1 protein-coding gene is annotated in these 413 nt (G+C 63.0%); it reads right to left on the bottom strand.

Features of this window, described 5'->3' with window-relative positions; translation table 11 throughout:
- Positions 1-413: AraC family transcriptional regulator ligand-binding domain-containing protein (locus tag UB48_RS27850; protein ID WP_177329190.1), on the bottom strand; the 413-nt coding region annotated here is incomplete at both ends.

The raw sequence follows: 413 nt of genomic DNA, 5'->3' as shown, positions 1-413 counted from the left end.
GCCTGCGGGTAGGTTTTGCCGGGGGCGAAGGTGATCTCCAGCACCAGAGCATCTGCCGTTTCACTGTACTGCCAGCTCTCCGAAGGGTTCATCAGCGCGATATGCCGCTGGAACACTTCCAGCACCTCGCTCACCCGACTGCATTGGCGCAACCAACTAGCCAGCACGCCATGCGTGGCGGGGTTGAAGGTCTGCCCGATCAGCAGGCCGATATGCGGCAATTGCGTGTTGTTCGCGGCGAACTGCCACAGCGCCAGTAACTGGGTCTCGTCGACACGCTGCTCCTGGATCGGCGATGCCGCAGCCCCCTGGTCGAGAAGTTTGGCACCCTCCACCCCGGCCTCCCGCAACTGGGTTGCAGTGACCACGCCGAGATTCAGCAACTGGTCGTGCAGATCCAGCACTGCGACGGC

The sequence above is a fragment of the Pseudomonas sp. 2(2015) genome (assembly GCF_000955865.1).
In the GTDB taxonomy this organism is placed as follows: Bacteria; Pseudomonadota; Gammaproteobacteria; order Pseudomonadales; family Pseudomonadaceae; genus Aquipseudomonas.
This window is presented reverse-complemented; position numbering and strand designations above follow the sequence as displayed.